This window comes from Photobacterium sagamiensis, from assembly GCF_050337085.1.
Lineage (GTDB): Bacteria > Pseudomonadota > Gammaproteobacteria > Enterobacterales > Vibrionaceae > Photobacterium > Photobacterium sagamiensis.
Genome location: NZ_JAKJSP010000015.1, coordinates 22,012 through 34,792 on the forward strand (window position 1 = coordinate 22,012; position 12,781 = coordinate 34,792).

Below are 12,781 nucleotides of genomic sequence, written 5' to 3' on the forward strand. Positions count from 1 at the left end.
TTAATAACGGCGTCTGCAACGCGGCTGCGTGCGGTGACACGGTTCTGTTTTTCGTTTCCGGTAAAACCAGACCACAACGGCAATCAAAATGATCCAGGGCAACAACTTAATCACCACACCGATCATGCCTGCCACCGCCATAATGGCAAAGCCGGCCATTACTGCCAACACGACACCCAACATACTGATACCGGTAAAGACCAGCACCACTGCAAAAACGATTAGAAATAGAAACTCAATCATACCCTTTCCTTTATATTGTCAACTCTCTGAGATATTTGCACAAAGCAGGCCAGAAATATAAAACACTCAAATTCCATGTAAATCAGACAGATACAAAAAAAGCGCAACCCTTTATTAAGATCACGCTTCACTTTGTTAGTCAAATTCACCATCCCGAATGGTGTACCAGGCCACTACCACTTACAGTTAGTGCTCTCTGTCAGACATCTAAATGCGCAGGGATTTTATCCATAGCCTGCTGCAGCACTTCTAACCCTGCGCCAGGCTTGTGGGCATTTTCGCTAATATGGCGACGCCATTGGCGGGCACCCGGCATATTCTGGAACAGACCCAGCATATGACGGGAAATGTGATTGAGGTAAGAGCCGTTCGCCAGCTGACGCTCAATATACGGATACATGGCTTCCACCACTTCACGACGTTTTTTCACTGGCTTATTACCGCCAAACAAACGCTGATCAAGCTCGGCCATCATGTATGGGTTCTGATAGGCTTCGCGACCAACCATCACCCCATCAAGATGCTCCAGATGAGCTTCAATCTCTGCCAGTGTTTTTACGCCACCATTAACGGCCATGGTCAGGTGGGGGAAATCTCGCTTGAGCTGATAAACGCGTGGATAGTCCAGCGGTGGGATTTCACGGTTCTCTTTCGGACTCAGGCCCTTCAGCCAAGCTTTACGGGCATGGATGGTGAAATCATCACAACCGCCTTTTTCGCTGACCGTACCGATGAAGTCGGTCAGGAACTGGTAAGAATCCTGCTCGTCAATACCAATACGGGTTTTCACCGTAACAGGAATATCAACCACTTCGCGCATTGCTGACACACACAGAGCCACCAGCTCCGCTTCGCCCATCAGGCAAGCGCCAAAACGGCCGTTCTGTACACGATCAGACGGGCAACCGACATTCAGGTTAACTTCATCATAGCCACGTTGTTGCGCCAGTTTGGCACAATGTGCAAGATCCGCCGGATTAGAGCCACCCAGCTGCAGTGCCAGCGGATGCTCTTCGTCGTTATACGCCAGATAATCCCCTTTACCGTGAATGATCGCGCCGGTTGTCACCATCTCTGTATAAAGCAGCGCGTGCTCACTCAGCAGACGATGAAAATAACGGCAATGGCGATCCGTCCAATCGAGCATTGGAGCGACGGAAAAACGACATGAGGGAAACTCACCCTTAAGTGTTTGTTCTGATTGTAAATCGTCGCAATTTGCAACAGCACTATTTGGCATCGAAAACCTCATTTTGACCCGTTTTACCTATTTGTGACCCCTTGGGCTCACAAAAGTGCCCCAAAAAATCTTCCGTCAGCATCCTATTAAGCGCCGATAATCGTCGCTTAAATCCGCCGAATAACCACCCACCGGTGGTTAACTTTTATCAAAGAGAGCGGATTCTACCCCATTACGGACACAAGCCCAAATAAGGAGAGCAACATAGGGGCAATGACGATGACACATATAAGCATTGAAAATGCATATGAGCAAAACAACGGGAAAACCACATTACACATGTCAAGCGCTCACAAAACGAACAGCGGCAAAGAGTAAAAAGAACATCACCATCTTTTTGCTTTATAACTTAACACGTTGTTATTTAGGTGCTTTTTACATCACCCTTTCCATCCGTACAGCATTTACAGCTTTTGGTCACCAATAGGCCAAAAGCTGATCATTCGATTTAAAATGTAAAAATTCAATACGTTAGAGGTATGACTATGGAGAAGCCATCGATGCCGGGAAGCTTTTAGGTGAATATGGCATCAAAAGATGTACAGGAAGGCTTGTTTGCATATCCGGCCAGCATCACGCACTAACTGTGCCTTTATTATGCAAATATCAAATTTCAACAGAGCTTCAACGACTCATACTAAACTAATTGCGTGATCTAACACTCGAAATGCCCGCCATGTCTTCGTAGAATTTATCGAACCGAGATACGTTTATTGAATGCTATGGTAAACTACTGGACTTACCACCGTTTTTTGAGGTTTTATGACAAATCAAACGCAACTGCTGGATAAAGCGCGACAGCTTTGCGAGCAACGAGGAGTTAGGCTTACCCCTCAGAGGCTAAAAGTACTTGAGCTAATTATTGAACACCACTGCTCTATCAGTGCTTACGAGTTGTTAGATTTGCTCAGAGTCACAGAACCGCAAGCAAAGCCACCAACGGTATATCGCGCACTGGATTTTCTCTTGACCCAAGGGTTTATTCATAAAGTAGAATCAACTAACAGCTATATTGCCTGTTGTGTTTTAGGCCATGCGGATCACTGTTCACAGCTGCTTATCTGCGATGAATGCAGTACTGTAGAAGAGTGCCATGACGATGATTTGGCAAAATTGCTTCGCCAGAAGGCGGAAAAATACGGCTTCAGCATTAATCATCATGTCGTAGAAAGTCACGGTATTTGCCACAAGTGTCAAAACAGCAAATAATCATTTTTTAAATATTCAGATACAGTCATAAAGTAACTATGCGAGCAGAATTCGTAAACCCTTTCTTAGCTTCACTCCTGAATGTACTAAAGACCATGGCGTCTATGGAGTTAGCCCCCCAAAAACCACGCATCAAGAAAGATGAAGTGGCCCGCGGCGACGTATCGGGCTTAATTGGCCTGATTGGACCTCAAACCAAAGGTTCTATGTCGATCACCTTTGATGAGCGCTTAGCGCTGGAAATTATGCAGCGTATGCTGGGTGAACGTCCGAATGGCATCAATGAGGAAGTCACCGATATGGTGGGTGAAATTACCAATATGGTCACCGGTGGAGCGAAACGCACTCTGGCCGATAAAGGTTATGATTTTGACATGGCAACACCCGCAGTTGTTTCTGGCCGGGGCCACACCATCACACATAAATGCGATGGAGCCATCATTATCATGCCTTTCGATTCAGAATACGGTAAAGCATTTATCGAAATCTGTTTCGATTAATACTTTTCTTCATTTCTCTTTGTTATTGCCCCAGTCAGAGTTTCTTCTGACTGGCAATTAATCCTCTTTGCATTCCCCCCTCAGAAGTACCGCTGCAATTTATCACGTCAATAATACCGATCGAGATAAGGTCTACCGACATCAAAAAACGCCAATAAAACACTTCTAACTGTCATATTTTCGATCTAGACTCGATATACGAAATAAGCATCAGCACACTTATGGTTGATTCTTTTTCCGCACCTGATTTTGCTTTTCCACCGGGTAAAGCAAGGATATCCCCTCATTCAAAGGAAAGAACGTAGCATGAGCAAACTGACTGGAACCGTAAAATGGTTTAACGACGACAAAGGCTTTGGTTTTATCTCTGCGGCTAATGGCAAAGATGTTTTTGTTCACTTCAGTGCAATTCAGGCTCAGGGCCGTCGCACTTTACGTGAAGGCCAAAGTGTCGAGTTTATCGTTACTGATGGTCAGAAAGGCCCGCAAGCCACTGAAGTGGTCGCCCTGTCTTAATTCACTATTGCGAAACAAAAATGGTGATGAAAAAAACGCCGCATAGTGCGGCGTTTTTATGCTCTCAGTCACGAAGACTTAGCTGCGCCACTGTTTAAACGCATTGATCAGGCCATTGGTAGAGCTGTCATGGCTTGAAATACCTTCCGCATTATTAAGCTCAGGTAAAATCTGGTTCGCCAGTTGCTTGCCTAGCTCAACGCCCCACTGATCAAAACTGAAGATATTCCAGATAACGCCTTGAGTGAAAATCTTCTGCTCGTACAGTGCAATCAATGAACCCAGTACGTTTGGCGTCACTTGCTTGATCAGGATTGAGTTCGTTGGACGGTTACCGTCAAAGACCTTGAATGGTACAAGCTCTTTCACTTCATCCTGTGACTTACCAGCCGCAACAAATTCCGCTTCCACTTGCTCTTTGGTTTTACCAAATGCCAGTGCTTCAGTCTGCGCAAAGAAGTTCGCCATCAGTTTCGAATGATGATCGCTCAGTGGATTGTGGCTAACAGCCGGTGCAATAAAATCGCAAGGGATCAGCTTAGTACCCTGGTGGATAAGCTGATAGAAAGCGTGCTGACCATTAGTACCAGGCTCACCCCAGATAATAGGACCGGTCTGATAATCAATTGGGTTACCGCCACGGTCAACACACTTACCGTTTGATTCCATATTGCCCTGCTGGAAGTAAGCAGCAAAACGGTGCAGATACTGATCGTAAGGTAAAATAGCTTCTGACTCTGCACCATGGAAGTTGTTGTACCAAATACCGATCAACGCAAGGATGACCGGCAGGTTCTCTTCAAGTGGTGCTTGTGCAAAGTGCTGATCCATTGCGTGTGCACCATCCAGTAGCTCAACAAAGTTGTCGAAACCAACTGACAGGCAAATAGACAGACCGATTGCTGAACATAGCGAATAACGACCACCGACCCAGTCCCAGAACTCGAACATGTTGTCAGTATCAATGCCAAACTCTGACACTGAACCCGCATTAGTTGAAAGCGCAGCAAAGTGCTTAGCTACATGTGCCGGATCTTCGGCTGTCGCCAGGAACCAGTCACGCGCAGAATGTGCATTGGTCATTGTTTCCTGAGTCGTGAACGTCTTCGATGCGATCAGGAACAATGTTGTTTCCGGGTTCAGATCTTTTAGCGTTTCAGCAATGTGCGTACCATCAACGTTCGACACAAAGTGCATGTTAAGGCGTGTTTTATACGCAGCCAATGCTTCAGAGACCATGTAGGGACCAAGATCAGAACCACCAATACCTATGTTCACCACATCCGTAATTTCTTTACCGGTGTAACCTTTCCAGTCGCCATCCACAATGCGTGCAGTGAAGCCTTTCATCTTCTCCAGTACGGCATTGATTTTAGGCATGACATCTTCACCATCAACCATGACGGGTGCGTTGCTGCGATTACGTAGCGCCGAATGCAAAACTGCGCGGCCTTCAGTCTGGTTGATTTTCTCACCACTGAACAGATCAGCAATCGCCGCTTTAAGCTCGGTTTGCTCAGCAAGCGCGAATAACTTGGTTAAGGTTTCTTCAGTGATAAGGTTTTTTGAATAATCAAGCAGGATGTCAGAACCGAATTTAGCAGAGAACTTAGCAAAACGGTCGCTGTCATTGGCAAACAGATCGCTCAGTTGCAGATCTTGTGCTTCTTCATAGTGTGCAGTCAGTGCTTTCCACGCTTGAGTATGCGTTGGGTTGATGTTTTTCAACATGGTGAAGTTCCTGATTTTTTAGATTTTCAATCCATTAAGCGTAGCTTGAGCTACTGCCCAATGGATCCCCGATATTCGAATGTTGTTAATTCGTATGCAGTCTGTTTAGCCAGACCTTTTTTTTGTAATTTTACAACTTATGACAGATTATGACTTGAAGCCACCTCTACCTTCATTGCGTCAGGTCACGAAAACCAAGAGTAAATAATAGACGCTATTATCACTAATGATTACAGTAACTCCCTCTGATTGCAGCAGAGCTTAAACCAAGAGGCAAGCACTATGTGGTATCAAAAGACAATTCAGCTAAAAGCCAGGTCGCGAGGGTTTCATCTTATAACCGATGAAATTGAACAACAAATCCCTGAAATATACTCGTTCTCGGTGGGCTTGGTTCATCTTTTTATCCAACACACTTCAGCCAGTCTGACCATTAATGAGAATGCCGACCCGACGGTTCGCTGCGATATGGAGGCACACTTTAATCATTATGTCCCAGAGTGTGCGCCATATTATCAACATACCTATGAAGGTGATGATGATATGCCTGCTCATATTAAAGCATCGACACTTGGCAGCAGTATCAGCATTCCCATTTCAGAGGGCACACTGGCATTAGGCACCTGGCAAGGCATTTACTTAGGGGAACACAGAGATGCCGGCGGAAGCCGCCGAATCGTGGTGACGATACAAGGGGAATAAAAATATGTTTGGAGGGACGAGTATCGAGTCACTAGACTCTCGACACTCGCCTCTAATTTAGAACGGCTGGTTTATCATCACCCGGAACAGGCTATCTTCGCTGCCCCAGGCCATTTCAGCACGGACTACGATACCTTCAACCTGGAAACGAATCGCCCCGCCCGCACTCCATTTCATGTCTTGGTGCAGCTCGGCCAGGTTATATTCATCGGCAACCCGGCCAACATCAGCAAAAGCCACCCACTGCCACCAAGGCACGTCATACCAATTGAATACCGGCCAGTCACTCAGCGGCTGCCAGTCAGGCAGGATCCGGTATTCCATGCTGTAGCTCAGTGCGGCCCGATCGACATAACGGCCACTCTGGAAGCTACGCAGACGATACAGCCCCCCTAACCGGGTACCGGCATAATCCGGCGGACGACGGAACATCTCGTTACCATTCACAGTTTCCGTGCTGTTCCAGCTTGGGGTATCACCAGTATAGAAGTTAAAAGCAAGCACTTGCTGATCGATCAGCTCCCCCATGGCTCCGATATCCCAGAACCAACTCTGGCTGAGATCCCACTTCCACCAGCTTGCATGATCGGAACTGCCCGGATCATAGGTGACACTGAACTGGCTCCGGCTGCCCTCTGTCGGATTTCGACTATTGTTACGGTTATCCCAGTCAAATCGGGTTTCCAGCCCCCATATACTGTCAGCTTCGCTGAACTCCTTCTGTTGCAGCTGCGCTGCATCATCGAATTCACGGCTTTGATAAAACGGGCGAAATTCCAACGAGGATATTCCGCTGGTCCACGGGGAATGCCCGGTCACTTTTCTATTTGGTTTTAAAGCGGCTGGCAGCCCTTGCGATCCAGCGGCACCCAACGGCAAAATATAACGGGCTGACACCCGGTATTGTGCTTCCCGGGCATCAGCAACGGTCGCATCCTCTGCGCTGGAATCATTCGCGGTTGCCTCCCCGAGATAATAATCGAACTGTTTAAATTCTGCCGAATACAGCTCTGCACCAAATAGCCAACGACTGTCTGTGGCAAGGGTATAATTACTCGCGCCCAGGTAAGTCAACCATGTACCCTTATCGGACAGTAACCCCGCCCCCAGCACCGAAGCTTGCGGCTGTCCGGCCCCTTTAAGCAGTCCGGCGGCACCAACGGCAAACCCCATCGAATCGGAAGAAAAGGCAAATGGCACGGCGGCCGTTTCTGGCTCCCAGCTCGGCCAGCCATCAGCATACAGCGGGGCTGAATATGATAAAGCCGCAGCAATGGCTACGGCTTTCAAATTATGATGCTTACTCAAAATAAATCGTTTCTACTTAATTTTATATACGTCTAATTACAAGTAGGCCATGGCAACACGCGAGGTCAGCTTGGTCACTAATTCATAAGCGATCGTACCGATATGTTCAGCCACCACTTCTGCTGGCAGCCCCTTACCCCACAAAATCACTTCATCACCGACTTTATCCGCAGCATCCGGGCCAAGATCGACAGTCAGCATATCCATCGATACGCGACCAGCCATCGGCACAATACGTCCGTTCAGTAATACCGGTGTACCATTGGGTGCGGTTCGGGGATAACCATCACCATAACCAATGGCGATCACCCCCACCTTGGTATCGCGCTCGCTGGTCCAGATCCCGCCGTAGCCGACCGTTTCCCCTTTTTTTACATCACGTACTGCAATGAGACTGGAGGTTAGCGTCATCACCGGTTGCATGTTAAAGGCTTCAGCTGATCGCTCGGCATTGGTAAACGGTGATACGCCGTACATGATAATGCCGGGACGGATCCACTCTAGCTGACTCTCTGGCCAAGCTAAAATACCGGCAGAGGCCGCTAATGAACGCTCACCGCGACAGCCTTCCGTCAGCGCCAGAAACGTATTGATTTGTTGACGGGTCACCTCACTGTCGAGTTCATCAGCACAGCCGAAGTGACTCATATAACGCAGTGGTTTGGCAACATTGGCACAGGCATGAAGACGCTGTACAAAATCAGAGAGCTGCTCAGGACGTACCCCTAAGCGGTGCATGCCGGTATCAATCTTTAACCAGACAACCGCCTGATTATCTAACTGAGCCTGCTCTAACGCTTCCAGCTGTTCAACGGAATGTACGACCGTATGAATATTATTGGTTACCAGAACGGGCAGATCCGATGCGCCATAGAAGCCTTCTAACAACAAGATCGGTTTAACCACCCCGCCGGCACGTAACGTCAGGGCTTCTTCAATTCGGGCCACACCAAAGGCATCGGCATCAGGCAAACTTTGTGCTACATGTAACAGGCCATGGCCGTAGCCATTCGCCTTCACCACCGCCAGAAGTTTACTGTTTGGAGCCTGTAAACGGAGCTGACGAATGTTATGTGTAAGAGCTTCAGTATTGATATAAGCTGTCGCCGCTTTCATCAAAAATCCCTAGTTATTATGCTTAAAATCACTCTTCGTCGAATGCAGGGCCGGCGTAGTTATCAAAACGCGAGAACTGGCCTTGGAAAGTCAAGCGGACCGAACCGATAGGGCCATTACGCTGCTTACCAATAATGATTTCTGCAATCCCTTTCAGCGCACTTTCTTCGTTATACACTTCGTCCCGGTAGATGAACATGATCAAGTCGGCATCCTGCTCGATCGCTCCCGATTCACGCAAATCTGAGTTGATAGGGCGTTTATCAGCACGCTGTTCCAAGGAACGGTTGAGCTGAGAAAGCGCCACCACCGGCACATTCAGCTCTTTGGCCAGTGCTTTCAGTGAGCGGGAGATCTCCGAAATTTCCTGAGTACGGTTATCCTGCATTCCTGGTACCCGCATCAGCTGAAGGTAGTCGATCATGATCATACTCAGGCCACCGTTATCACGAGCGATACGGCGGGCACGGGAACGGACATCGGTCGGCGTCAGGCCGGAGCTGTCATCGATGAACATATTCTTCTTCTGCATCAGAATACCCATCGTTGACGAAATACGCGCCCAGTCTTCATCATCCAGCTGGCCGGTACGGATTTTAGTCTGATCGACCCGCGATAGTGATGCCAGCATACGCATCATGATCTGTTCGGCGGGCATCTCCAGCGAGAAGATAAGTACCGGTTTTTCCTGATCCATCGCAGCGTTTTCGCATAAGTTCATCGCAAAGGTGGTTTTACCCATCGAAGGACGGGCCGCGACGATAATCAAATCAGAGCCTTGCAGACCCGCGGTTTTCTTATTCAAGTCACTGAAGCCGGTTGAAACCCCGGTCACCCCGTCTTGCGGCGATTGATACAGGAGCTCAATTCTTTCTAAGGTTTTTTCCAGAATGGTATCAACATTCTGCGGACCTTCGTTTTCATCAGAACGCTGCTCAGCAATGGCGAAAACTTTACTCTCTGCCATATCGAGCAGATCTTCACTGGTTCGCCCTTGCGGATCATACCCCGCATCAGCAATTTCATTGGCAACACCAATCATATCGCGGATCAGGGCACGCTCACGCACAATCTCGGCATAAGCAGAAATATTCGCCGCTGATGGTGTATTTTTCGCAAGCTCTGCCAGATAAGCAAATCCCCCGACACCTTCAAGCTTATCGGCACGTTCCAGATGCTCAGATAACGTGATCAGATCGAGCGGCTGGCCACCATCGAGTAAAAACGACGTCGCTTCAAAAATAATGCGGTGGGGACGGCTGTAAAAGTCTTTCGCGACCACTTTGCCTGCTACGGTATCCCACTTTTCATTATCCAGCATCAAGCCACCCAACACGGACTGCTCGGCTTCCAATGAATGCGGAGGCATTTTGATGGCTTCCATCTGGGTATCTCTGGGTTTACTCGGTTTGCTGTTATGTGCCATAGGAATTGCGTGATTGCCGGAAACTAAGCCGTCTAGTATACCTTATTCATGCCACATCTACTTATCGATAAATAAAAAGATGGGGCTTTCACTCATGGGGTTATTATGGCGATTTTTCTGGCAGCAAGACGTACGTCTCAGCGATTCCTGACCAAACGCTGACAATATTAAGGTAAACTGCGAGGCCAGAAATATGTCGAACTATTAACCATCAGCTATGTCCCGAACAAAAGGAAAACTCTTGGCAAGATATTTACTCGCCCTGCTACTGCTTGCCAATACTGCCGCCTATGCTGATGAAGAGGACGATGCACCAAGCCTCCCTCCCTCCCCTTTATCAACCGAAGTCGAACTGGGTTATCAGTCTCTATCAGGCAACTCTGACTCGCAATCACTGAACAGCCGTTTAGGGCTGACTTATGTCAAGAATCAATATCGTTACCAGGGCGAGGCGAAATACCTGCTGGTTGATAAGGATGGCGAGGAAGATAAACGCAAAGGTGAGTTAGAGCTGCAAAGCGATATGAAGATCAATGAGCGGGCCTACATCTTGGGCAACGCCAATTATGTTGATGATAAGTACGGCCCGTACTTTACCGATTTTACCCTTGCAACCGGTTTGGGTTACCAGTTATTGCGACGTGAGACTTTTTTGCTCGAAGTGGAAGCCGGCCCGGGTTACCGCCATCAGGAACCGAACATTGATGAGATTGACGATGACGATATCATCGTACCTGAAACAGTCGATGAACCGATCATCAGGGGCAGTACAAAATTCACCTGGAAGCCAGCCAAAAACATCGAAGTGAATGCCCGCTTCACCGGGATTGCCGGCAATAGTAACAGCACGCTGGAAAGTGAAATAAACCTGACCAGTTCGATCACTGAACATATCGCGATCAAATTCAGTAATACTCAGAAATTAAACAGCTGGGTGCCTGAGGGACTGGAAAAACGCGATTCAACCATGACTATCAATTTGCTGTTTAAGATCTAATGCCGAAAAGTCCAGATTACAGACATAAAAAAACCAGCCCGAAGGCTGGTTTTTTCTATTAACGCTAAACGCTATTACTCTGCAGCAACGATGTTTAGGTTAACAATTGCGAATACATCAGAGTGTAGCTGAATGCTAACTTCGAATTCGCCAGTAGTACGTAGTGCGCCTTCAGGTAGACGAACTTCGCTCTTCACTACTGCAACACCTGCCGCTGTTACAGCGTCAGCGATGTCGCGAGTACCGATAGAACCGAATAGTTTACCTTCGTCACCGGCTTTAGAAGCGATAACTACTGCTTCTAGAGCGCTTACTGTCTCAGCACGTGCTTGTGCAGCAGTAAGTTGCTCAGCAACTTTAGCTTCTAGCTCTGCACGACGAACTTCGAACATTTCTACGTTAGATTTAGTTGCCATAACAGCCTTACCCTGTGGGATAAGGAAGTTACGAGCGTAACCAGACTTAACGTTTACCTGATCGCCTAGGCCACCAAGGTTACCGATTTTATCAAGTAGAATAACTTGCATTATCTTGTCCTCTATATAAGTCTAAAAACTGCTACTGCTTACAGATGCTTATCTGTGTACGGTAGAAGTGCTAGGTAACGAGAACGCTTGATAGCGCGAGCTAGCTGACGCTGGTATTTAGCGCGAGTACCAGTGATACGGCTAGGTACAATTTTACCAGCTTCAGTAATGTAGTTTTTTAGAGTAACTACGTCTTTGTAGTCAATCTCTTGTACGTCTTCTGCAGTGAAACGGCAGAATTTACGACGACGGAAGAAACGTGCCATGGGCTAATCTCCTGAACAAAATATTTCAATGTGGTCGGCATGCAACACTAATTTACCGATACCATTTCGGCCGGTTTGGTATGAGATAAATCCCGCTACCTTAATGTGACTGCCAACAGCTAAATCTTGAGTGAGCATTTGTTGACCTTTACCACTGACGACTACGTTGATGTAACAATACACCTGTCGCGGTAAGTCAGCTTCCCGCTGGTAAGAACGATGCTCAAGCACAAAGTGACAATGAGGTACGCCTGCCGGGGATTGGCTCCGTTTGGGGTCTTTGGCAATAACGCCAGATAACTCCAGACGATTGGTCATATTACAAATTACTCAGCTGCAGCTTCACCTTCAGCTTTCGCTGGAGCTTCTGCACGTGGCGCTTCTGAACGATCTGAACGCTCTTCGCGGTCGTCACGTTTAGTGAAACGCTCTTCTTTAGCCTTCATCATTGGAGATGGCTCAGTAACAGCGTTTTTCATGCGCATGATCATGTTACGGATCACTGCATCGTTGAAACGGAAAGTAGACTCAAGCTCGTCAACTACAGACTGCTCAGCTTCAACGTTCATAAGAACGTAGTGTGCTTTGTGCAGTTTGTTGATTGGGTAAGCCATTTGACGGCGGCCCCAATCTTCTAGACGGTGAATCTGACCACCAGAATCTTTGATTGAACTAGTGTAACGTTCGATCATGCCTGCAACCTGTTCGCTTTGATCAGGGTGCACCATGAATACGATTTCGTAATGACGCATTGGTTGCTCCTTACGGATTATTCAGCTTCCTGAGTTGGCTCGGTTATCCAGAGGAAGCAAGGAACTAAAAAAAGAACCGAGAATTTGGACGCTGAATAGTACAGAGAATGGCCAATCGACGCAAGGGATTTTTATGGTTCGGCGGGAAGTTATGAGGTTGGAGTTGCGAGCTAGGTAAGAAAGGAGACTTTTGGCGGCTGGGTCCAGCAGGTAGGATAGACTTGGATAAGTAAGAGCCGGCCAATACA

Annotated in this window: 15 protein-coding genes; 5 read left to right on the forward strand and 10 right to left on the reverse strand. The window is 47.6% G+C overall.

Annotated features, from left to right (window positions below):
• Together pspG and dusA are read right to left on the reverse strand one after the other, a co-directional pair.
• Positions 1 to 243: an envelope stress response protein PspG gene (pspG, locus tag L4D76_RS05750; protein ID WP_428439981.1), complete on the reverse strand. Its 243-nt coding sequence runs from the start codon at positions 241 to 243 to the stop codon at positions 1 to 3.
• A gap of 199 nt (positions 244 to 442) precedes the next feature.
• A complete protein-coding gene (gene dusA / locus L4D76_RS05755; RefSeq protein ID WP_428439982.1) occupies positions 443 to 1,483 on the reverse strand; it encodes a tRNA dihydrouridine(20/20a) synthase DusA in 1,041 nt (346 codons plus the stop codon).
• 762 nt (positions 1,484 to 2,245) lie between these two features.
• On the opposite strand from dusA, the gene zur reads away from it, so the two are divergent.
• From zur to L4D76_RS05770, 3 genes are all read left to right on the forward strand, one after another.
• Positions 2,246 to 2,692, forward strand: coding sequence for a zinc uptake transcriptional repressor Zur (gene zur / locus L4D76_RS05760; RefSeq protein WP_428439983.1), 447 nt, complete (start codon positions 2,246 to 2,248; stop codon positions 2,690 to 2,692).
• A gap of 38 nt (positions 2,693 to 2,730) precedes the next feature.
• The gene (locus L4D76_RS05765) at positions 2,731 to 3,192 is read left to right on the forward strand and encodes a chemotaxis protein CheX (protein WP_428439984.1); all 462 of its coding nucleotides are present in this window, start codon (positions 2,731 to 2,733) and stop codon (positions 3,190 to 3,192) included.
• A 306-nt stretch (positions 3,193 to 3,498) separates the two neighbouring features.
• Positions 3,499 to 3,708, forward strand: coding sequence for a cold-shock protein (locus L4D76_RS05770; protein ID WP_107285297.1), 210 nt, complete (start codon positions 3,499 to 3,501; stop codon positions 3,706 to 3,708).
• A 78-nt stretch (positions 3,709 to 3,786) separates the two neighbouring features.
• On the opposite strand, the gene pgi is transcribed toward L4D76_RS05770, so the two are convergent.
• A complete protein-coding gene (gene pgi, locus L4D76_RS05775; protein WP_428439985.1) occupies positions 3,787 to 5,439 on the reverse strand; it encodes a glucose-6-phosphate isomerase in 1,653 nt (550 codons plus the stop codon).
• 282 nt (positions 5,440 to 5,721) lie between these two features.
• On the opposite strand from pgi, the gene L4D76_RS05780 reads away from it, so the two are divergent.
• Positions 5,722 to 6,141 (forward strand): secondary thiamine-phosphate synthase enzyme YjbQ, encoded by a 420-nt coding sequence (locus L4D76_RS05780; RefSeq protein ID WP_428439986.1) that lies wholly within the window; start codon positions 5,722 to 5,724, stop codon positions 6,139 to 6,141.
• Between the two features lie 57 nt (positions 6,142 to 6,198).
• On the opposite strand, the gene L4D76_RS05785 is transcribed toward L4D76_RS05780, so the two are convergent.
• The 3 genes from L4D76_RS05785 to L4D76_RS05795 all read right to left on the reverse strand — a co-directional run bounded on the left by L4D76_RS05785 (position 6,199) and on the right by L4D76_RS05795 (position 9,991).
• A complete protein-coding gene (locus L4D76_RS05785) occupies positions 6,199 to 7,386 on the reverse strand; it encodes a BamA/TamA family outer membrane protein (protein ID WP_428440119.1) in 1,188 nt (395 codons plus the stop codon).
• 99 nt (positions 7,387 to 7,485) lie between these two features.
• On the reverse strand, positions 7,486 to 8,565 hold the full coding sequence (gene alr, locus L4D76_RS05790) for an alanine racemase (protein WP_428439987.1): 1,080 nt from the start codon (positions 8,563 to 8,565) through the stop codon (positions 7,486 to 7,488).
• Positions 8,566 to 8,593: 28 nt separating this feature from the next.
• On the reverse strand, positions 8,594 to 9,991 hold the full coding sequence (locus tag L4D76_RS05795; RefSeq protein WP_428439988.1) for a replicative DNA helicase: 1,398 nt from the start codon (positions 9,989 to 9,991) through the stop codon (positions 8,594 to 8,596).
• Between the two features lie 241 nt (positions 9,992 to 10,232).
• On the opposite strand from L4D76_RS05795, the gene L4D76_RS05800 reads away from it, so the two are divergent.
• Complete coding sequence (locus L4D76_RS05800) at positions 10,233 to 10,988, forward strand: DUF481 domain-containing protein (protein ID WP_428439989.1); 756 nt, start codon at positions 10,233 to 10,235, stop codon at positions 10,986 to 10,988.
• Positions 10,989 to 11,062: 74 nt separating this feature from the next.
• Here the strand turns inward: L4D76_RS05800 and rplI are convergent, their stop codons facing one another.
• From rplI to rpsF, 4 genes are read right to left on the reverse strand one after another with little or no spacing between them, the layout of a single operon-like run.
• Positions 11,063 to 11,515, reverse strand: coding sequence for a 50S ribosomal protein L9 (gene rplI / locus L4D76_RS05805; protein WP_428439990.1), 453 nt, complete (start codon positions 11,513 to 11,515; stop codon positions 11,063 to 11,065).
• Positions 11,516 to 11,553: 38 nt separating this feature from the next.
• Positions 11,554 to 11,781, reverse strand: a complete 228-nt coding sequence (rpsR, locus tag L4D76_RS05810) for a 30S ribosomal protein S18 (protein ID WP_006233798.1) — start codon at positions 11,779 to 11,781, stop codon at positions 11,554 to 11,556.
• Positions 11,782 to 11,784: 3 nt separating this feature from the next.
• Complete coding sequence (gene priB, locus L4D76_RS05815) at positions 11,785 to 12,099, reverse strand: primosomal replication protein N (protein WP_428439991.1); 315 nt, start codon at positions 12,097 to 12,099, stop codon at positions 11,785 to 11,787.
• Between the two features lie 8 nt (positions 12,100 to 12,107).
• Positions 12,108 to 12,533 carry a 30S ribosomal protein S6 gene (rpsF, locus tag L4D76_RS05820; protein ID WP_428439992.1) on the reverse strand — a complete coding sequence of 142 codons (426 nt, stop codon included), beginning with the start codon at positions 12,531 to 12,533 and terminating at the stop codon, positions 12,108 to 12,110.
• Between the last annotated feature and the right edge of the window lie 248 nt (positions 12,534 to 12,781).

Bases quoted from the DNA above. Each gene is read 5' to 3' on its own strand.
- pspG (WP_428439981.1), bottom strand. From the start codon at position 243: ATGATTGAGTTTCTATTTCTAATCGTTTTTGCAGTGGTGCTGGTCTTT.
- dusA (WP_428439982.1), bottom strand. From the start codon at position 1,483: ATGCCAAATAGTGCTGTTGCAAATTGCGACGATTTACAATCAGAACAA.
- zur (WP_428439983.1), top strand. From the start codon at position 2,246: ATGACAAATCAAACGCAACTGCTGGATAAAGCGCGACAGCTTTGCGAG.
- L4D76_RS05765 (WP_428439984.1), top strand. From the start codon at position 2,731: ATGCGAGCAGAATTCGTAAACCCTTTCTTAGCTTCACTCCTGAATGTA.
- L4D76_RS05770 (WP_107285297.1), top strand. From the start codon at position 3,499: ATGAGCAAACTGACTGGAACCGTAAAATGGTTTAACGACGACAAAGGC.
- pgi (WP_428439985.1), bottom strand. From the start codon at position 5,439: ATGTTGAAAAACATCAACCCAACGCATACTCAAGCGTGGAAAGCACTG.
- L4D76_RS05780 (WP_428439986.1), top strand. From the start codon at position 5,722: ATGTGGTATCAAAAGACAATTCAGCTAAAAGCCAGGTCGCGAGGGTTT.
- alr (WP_428439987.1), bottom strand. From the start codon at position 8,565: ATGAAAGCGGCGACAGCTTATATCAATACTGAAGCTCTTACACATAAC.
- L4D76_RS05795 (WP_428439988.1), bottom strand. From the start codon at position 9,991: ATGGCACATAACAGCAAACCGAGTAAACCCAGAGATACCCAGATGGAA.
- rplI (WP_428439990.1), bottom strand. From the start codon at position 11,515: ATGCAAGTTATTCTACTTGATAAAATCGGTAACCTTGGTGGCCTAGGC.
- rpsR (WP_006233798.1), bottom strand. From the start codon at position 11,781: ATGGCACGTTTCTTCCGTCGTCGTAAATTCTGCCGTTTCACTGCAGAA.
- priB (WP_428439991.1), bottom strand. From the start codon at position 12,099: ATGACCAATCGTCTGGAGTTATCTGGCGTTATTGCCAAAGACCCCAAA.
- rpsF (WP_428439992.1), bottom strand. From the start codon at position 12,533: ATGCGTCATTACGAAATCGTATTCATGGTGCACCCTGATCAAAGCGAA.